Here is a 5,352-nt window from a genome sequence, read left to right on the forward strand (position 1 = left end):
GGGAGGGATTCGAACCCTCGATGCCTTTCGACATACACACTTTCCAGGCGTGCTCCTTCGGCCACTCGGACACCTCACCGAAACTGATTGTCGCGTGGCTTGTGAATTGTTTAGCGAGCCTCATCCGCACGCCTGCGGGCTCGTCGGCGTTTTGCCTTGCTAATCAGTAACATAGCTCCCGATCAGCGAGCGCGAACTTTACAGAAACGCAGCGGCGGGTGCAAGTGTATTTCGCAAAAAATCCCGCCAGCCGGTCTCGAGTGTGCGCCTTAATCCCCTGTCCACTCGGCGAAAAAGTCCGCTACCGCAAGGTCTGGCGCCGGTCTCGGGGGTTTTTGCGGGGTGCCCATATAAATGAACCCGCTGATCTCTTCATTTTTTGCGAGGCCCAGGCCTTCAGCGACTGCCCGGTTTTCAGCCAGCGCACCGGTACGCCAGTAGGCGCCCACGCCCTCGGCGTAGGCCGCAGTCAGCATGGCCTGTACCGCACCGGCGGTAGACATACGCTGCTCGTTGTGAGGCACCTTTGGGTGCTCCTGCAGGCGGGTGATCGCAACTACAACCAGGGGCGCCCTCAACGGCATGGCCAGGGTGCGCTCGCGCTGGGCTTCACTCAGAGGCTCGCTTAACTCACTGGCCTTGAGGTAGATCTCTCCCATGCGGGAGCGCGCCTCGCCCTCTACCACCAAAAAACGCCAGGGGCGTAAATTGCCGTGATCGGCGGCGCGCAGGGCTGCGCGGAAAATGGCTTCCCGCTGCTGACCATTCGGTGCAGGCTCGGTCAGTACCCCAACTGATACCCGGTTGTGCAGTGCCTCCAGCGCGTCCATCTATTGCCTCCTGAATTTGACGGAACGAAATAACTCCCCCGACGGGACGTAGGATTCTACCTCAAATGGGTTAGCGACAAATGTGGAACTATCGTGCCAATTAGAATTACATCCTCAATTGCCGTCGCTTTCACCGCGGCAAGAGGTTAAACTTTGCGCCTGTCAGTGATCCAGGCCTCGTTATAATGAAAAGATAAGAGGCTCTGGCGGTATTTCCGTTCATCCGACGGTGGCGCCAGGAATTGACGGGGACGAGAAGAGAACAAAATGCTCCCGGATCAACACAGTTACCGATAAGACCCGCGTTCATGCAAAAACAGCCAGAAGAATCCCGGGGCCGCCAGCAAGATTCGCGGTATCCGCTCTATTTCCGCGCCCTGATCTGTTTTGCAGCTTCCGGCACGCTGCTCAACAGCATCAACTGGTCGGCACTCCTGACCCAGAGCACCCTGCTGCAGCTGGCTATGGCCGCGCTGCTACTGGCTTACATCCCTGTCGCACATCAGATTGCCCACCGCAGCGTGCCGGAAACTGCCGAGCAGGTGCGCCGCTGGCTCTCCTTTACCGATGCCCTGCTGATCGGCATGGCTATGGCCATGGCCAACTTCAGCCTGCTGCCCAGTCTGCTGTTCCTGACCATGATCCAGTTCAATGCCCTTACCCAGGGCGGTGGTCGCTGCTGGTTTGAACACAATACCGCCATGCTGCTCGGCGTCGGTATCGGCTACCTGGTGCACCGCCCGGCACTGGTGGTCAATGCGGACCTCAACATCAGCGCCGCCAGCCTGATCGGGGTATTTACTTACTTCTGCTGCTACGCCTTCTATACCCACAAACAGATTGCCCGCCTGCGGGAACAAAACCAGAAGCTGGAAAAAGAGCAGCGCATAGCCAATCTGGCCAGCTACAAGCTCTCCCGCTACCTCCCCAAACGCTTGTGGCGCGCAGTAACTACCGGCAAGGACAAGGAAATCGTCACCGAGCGCAAGCTGCTGACGGTATTTTTCTCGGACATCAAGGATTTCAGCCAGCTCACCGAAGAGATGGAGGCAGAAACCCTCACCGGCCTGCTGAATAACTACCTCACCGAAATGTCGCGCATCGTGGCCCACTACGGCGGAACCATCGACAAATTTATCGGCGACGCGGTGATGGTGGTTTTCGGGGACGATCAGAGCAAGGGGCCCAAATCCGACGCACTGCGCTGTGTGGCGATGGCGCTGGCAATGCGCAAGCGGGTGCGCGAGATGATGCAGGAGTGGTACGACCAGGGTATCTCTCACCCGCTGCAAATCCGCATGGGGATCAATACCGGTTATTGCACCGTCGGGGTTTTCGGCACTGCAGACCACCAGACCTACACGGTGATGGGCACCCACGTGAACCTGGCGGCCCGCCTGGAAAGCGCCGCCGAACCGGGCGAGGTACTGATCAGTCACGAAACCTGGGCAATGATCAAACAGACCGTGATGTGCCGCGACAAGGGCCATGTCACCGTGAAGGGATTCAGCACCCCGGTGAAAGTGTATTCCGTCACCGATCTGCGCAAGAACCTAGGTGGACAGCAGAGCTACCTGGAAGAACACGCCCCCGGCTTTGCCATGCACCTGGATCTGGACAAGGTGCGGAATTACGATAAGGAAAAGGTCCTGCAGGCGCTGCAAAAGGCGCAGGCGCGCCTCAAGAGCAAGGTCATCATCTAGATATACAGCCTGGTTATTCGACCCAGTGATACACCCCAGTCAGGCGCGGCTCATTGCCGCGCAAACCTACCCGGAAACTCAATTTCTCCCGCAGACGTCCGCAGCGGGTTGATATCCAGCCCCCCCCGGCGGGTATAGCGCGCGCATACCGTCAGCTTTTCGAAAACGGCAACCTTCTGCAGGTCACAATACATGCGCTCTACACAGTGCTCGTGGAAGTCCTGGTGCTCGCGAAATGAAATGATGTAGGCGAGCAGCGATGCGTGCTCGAGCGCTGGACCGCGATAAGCAATGGACACCGTACCCCAGTCAGGTTGGCCGGTAACCGGACAATTACTGCGTAGCAGGTGACTGTAAAGCACCTCCTCAACAACATTACCGCCCTCCTGCAACCCGAGCAGGCCAGCATCCGGCTGGTATGTCTGCACCTCAATGTCCAACTCATCGACACAGGTACCAACCGGCCTGTGCACGTCCAGAGCGGCATCTTCAACACCGTAAAGCGTCACCACAACATCACTGCCGGCCGCGGCACTGAGGTCTTTCTCAAGCACTTCTCGCACCGCATCCGCAGACTCAAACCGGCTCTGGTTAAAAGAGTTGAGGTATAGCTTGAAGGACTTGGACTCGATCATTGACGGGCTGCTGGCGGCAAAGCGGAAACGCGCTACCGCCACCTGCGGCACCCCTTTCGGACTCAGCCAGGACAACTCAAAGCCCCACCATTCATCGGCGCCACTGAACGGCAGTGCACCCTCTTCCAGCCCCAGCTGTGCGCGGGACACCGAGCGCGGGATCGGGTGCAGCAGCGATGGGTTATAGCTGGATTCGTAGCGGGTTTCCTGCCCCAGCGGCAGGTTTTGCCAGTCTTCTCGATTCATGTGTTGACTCATGTATTTGCTCGCCTGCCGGGCAGGCGAACCATCAATATTCAATCAGTGACGCAGGCGTTTACCGTGGCGCATCAGGTGCAGCGCCCAGGCGGAAAGTGCGGCGATAAACGCCAACACACCGGCGAAGGCCCAGCCAACGCTGATATCGGACACACCGAGCACGCCGTAGCGGAACGCGTTAACCATATAGAGGATGGGATTGAGCTTGGACAGCCCCTGCCAGAAAGGCGACAGCAGCTCAATGGAGTAAAACACCCCCCCTAGATAGGTCAGCGGCGTCAGCACAAAGGTGGGAATAATGGAGATATCGTCAAAGCTGTTGGCAAAAATCGCATTGATAAACCCGGCCAGCGCAAACAGCACCGAGGTCAGGAATACGATCAGCACAGTCAGACCGATATGCTGGACCTTCAAAGAGGTAAACACCAGTGCGATCAGGGTGACTACCAGTCCCACGATCAGGCCGCGCGCAACACCACCGAGCACGTAGCCCGCCATCACTACCCAGTTGGGCGTGGGCGATACCAGCAATTCCTCCACACTGCGCTGAAACTTGGCGCTGTAGAAAGAGGACACCACATTGCCGTAGGAGTTGGTAATCACCGCCATCATGATCAGGCCAGGCACCACAAACTCCATATAGGAATACCCACCCATTTCACCGATTCGGCTACCGATCAGGGAGCCGAAAATCACGAAATACAGCGACATGGTGATCACCGGCGGTACCAGGGTCTGCGGCCAGATACGGGTAAAACGCCGCACTTCCCGGCGGAAAATGGTCGAAAAGGCGGTCCAGATCAATTGCAGGCTCATAACTACCCCTCCCCTCCGTCGGCGTTTTTCTGTTTCTTGTTCTCAGTGAGCAGGGAAACGAACAGCTCCTCCAGCCGGTTGGCGCGGTTGCGCATGCTGGTTACAGCGATGTTCTGCGCGCTCAGCAAGGTAAACAGGTCACTCAGTGACTGCCCCTTCTCCACCGTCACCTCCAGGCTGTGCTCGTCCACCAGGCGCCCGTCAAACTCGCCGAAGTCCGGCGCCTCACCGAGTGACTCGCGCACATCGAGAATAAACACTTCACGGCTCAAGGTTTTGATCAGGGACTTGATCGAGGTGTTTTCCACAATGTCGCCCTGGTCGATGATGGCGATATTGCGGCACAGACTCTCTGCCTCTTCCAGGTAGTGAGTAGTGAGGATGATAGTGGTGCCCTGCTGATTGATTTCCTGCAGGAACTCCCACATGGAGCGGCGCAACTCGATATCCACGCCGGCAGTGGGCTCATCCAGAATCAGCAGCCTGGGCTCGTGAATCAGCGCACGGGCGATCATCAGGCGCCGCTTCATACCTCCGGACAACATCCGCGCCTGGGTGCTGCGCTTGTCCCACAGGCCCAGTTTGCGCAGGTACTTTTCCGTGCGCTCCTCCGCCAGGGCACGCTGCATGCCATAAAAACCACCCTGGGTGCAGACAATATCGAAGACTTTCTCGAACTGGCTGAAGTTGAACTCCTGGGGCACCACACCGAGCATCTGCTTCGCCTTGGGGAAGTCCTTGTCGATATCGATCCCAAAGATGGACACCTCGCCGGCAGTCTTGCGCACCAGAGAGCAAAGAATGCCGATGGTGGTGGATTTGCCGGCGCCATTGGGGCCCAGCAAGGCAAAGAAATCCCCTGGCTGCACGTCAAAGCTGATGCCTTTCAGTGCCTGGAAACCGTTGTCATAGGTTTTTTCGAGATTGCGGATGGACAATGCGGCTGTCATTACTTCCTCCAGACGGTAAGGGCGCTTATTCAACGCCCTTGATCTGTATATTGCAACCGCACAGAATTTGGGGATATTTGCCCGGCGCCGAAAAACAGGCATAAAAAAAGCCGCTCATTTGAGCAGCTTTCTTTATTTGGAGCGGGAAACCGGGTTCGAA

The 5,352-nt window shown here is 57.5% G+C and carries 5 protein-coding genes; 1 reads left to right on the plus strand and 4 read right to left on the minus strand.

Annotated features, from left to right (window positions below):
• Window positions 1-269: 269 nt before the first annotated feature.
• Window positions 270-830 carry a nitroreductase family protein gene (locus B4U49_RS01420; protein ID WP_078082805.1) on the minus strand — a complete coding sequence of 187 codons (561 nt, stop codon included), beginning with the start codon at window positions 828-830 and terminating at the stop codon, window positions 270-272.
• A gap of 308 nt (window positions 831-1,138) precedes the next feature.
• On the opposite strand from B4U49_RS01420, the gene B4U49_RS01425 reads away from it, so the two are divergent.
• A complete protein-coding gene (locus B4U49_RS01425) occupies window positions 1,139-2,533 on the plus strand; it encodes an adenylate/guanylate cyclase domain-containing protein (RefSeq protein WP_078082806.1) in 1,395 nt (464 codons plus the stop codon).
• A gap of 50 nt (window positions 2,534-2,583) precedes the next feature.
• On the opposite strand, the gene queF is transcribed toward B4U49_RS01425, so the two are convergent.
• Genes queF through B4U49_RS01440 form a run of 3 tightly spaced genes read right to left on the minus strand, consistent with a single transcriptional unit; the run spans window position 2,584 to window position 5,192 of the window.
• Window positions 2,584-3,414, minus strand: a complete 831-nt coding sequence (gene queF / locus B4U49_RS01430) for an NADPH-dependent 7-cyano-7-deazaguanine reductase QueF (RefSeq protein ID WP_078082807.1) — start codon at window positions 3,412-3,414, stop codon at window positions 2,584-2,586.
• Window positions 3,415-3,468: 54 nt separating this feature from the next.
• Window positions 3,469-4,242, minus strand: coding sequence for an ABC transporter permease (locus B4U49_RS01435; RefSeq protein ID WP_078082808.1), 774 nt, complete (start codon window positions 4,240-4,242; stop codon window positions 3,469-3,471).
• Between the two features lie 2 nt (window positions 4,243-4,244).
• The gene (locus B4U49_RS01440) at window positions 4,245-5,192 is read right to left on the minus strand and encodes an ABC transporter ATP-binding protein (protein ID WP_078082809.1); all 948 of its coding nucleotides are present in this window, start codon (window positions 5,190-5,192) and stop codon (window positions 4,245-4,247) included.
• Window positions 5,193-5,352: the final 160 nt, after the last annotated feature.

It is taken from the genome of Microbulbifer mangrovi (genome assembly GCF_002009015.1).
In the GTDB taxonomy this organism is placed as follows: Bacteria; Pseudomonadota; Gammaproteobacteria; order Pseudomonadales; family Cellvibrionaceae; genus Microbulbifer; species Microbulbifer mangrovi.

Excerpts from the sequence above, each read along its gene's own strand:
- B4U49_RS01420 (WP_078082805.1), bottom strand. The coding sequence starts at position 830 with ATGGACGCGCTGGAGGCACTGCACAACCGGGTATCAGTTGGGGTACTG.
- B4U49_RS01425 (WP_078082806.1), top strand. The coding sequence starts at position 1,139 with ATGCAAAAACAGCCAGAAGAATCCCGGGGCCGCCAGCAAGATTCGCGG.
- queF (WP_078082807.1), bottom strand. The coding sequence starts at position 3,414 with ATGAATCGAGAAGACTGGCAAAACCTGCCGCTGGGGCAGGAAACCCGC.
- B4U49_RS01440 (WP_078082809.1), bottom strand. The coding sequence starts at position 5,192 with ATGACAGCCGCATTGTCCATCCGCAATCTCGAAAAAACCTATGACAAC.
- B4U49_RS01435 (WP_078082808.1), bottom strand. The coding sequence starts at position 4,242 with ATGAGCCTGCAATTGATCTGGACCGCCTTTTCGACCATTTTCCGCCGG.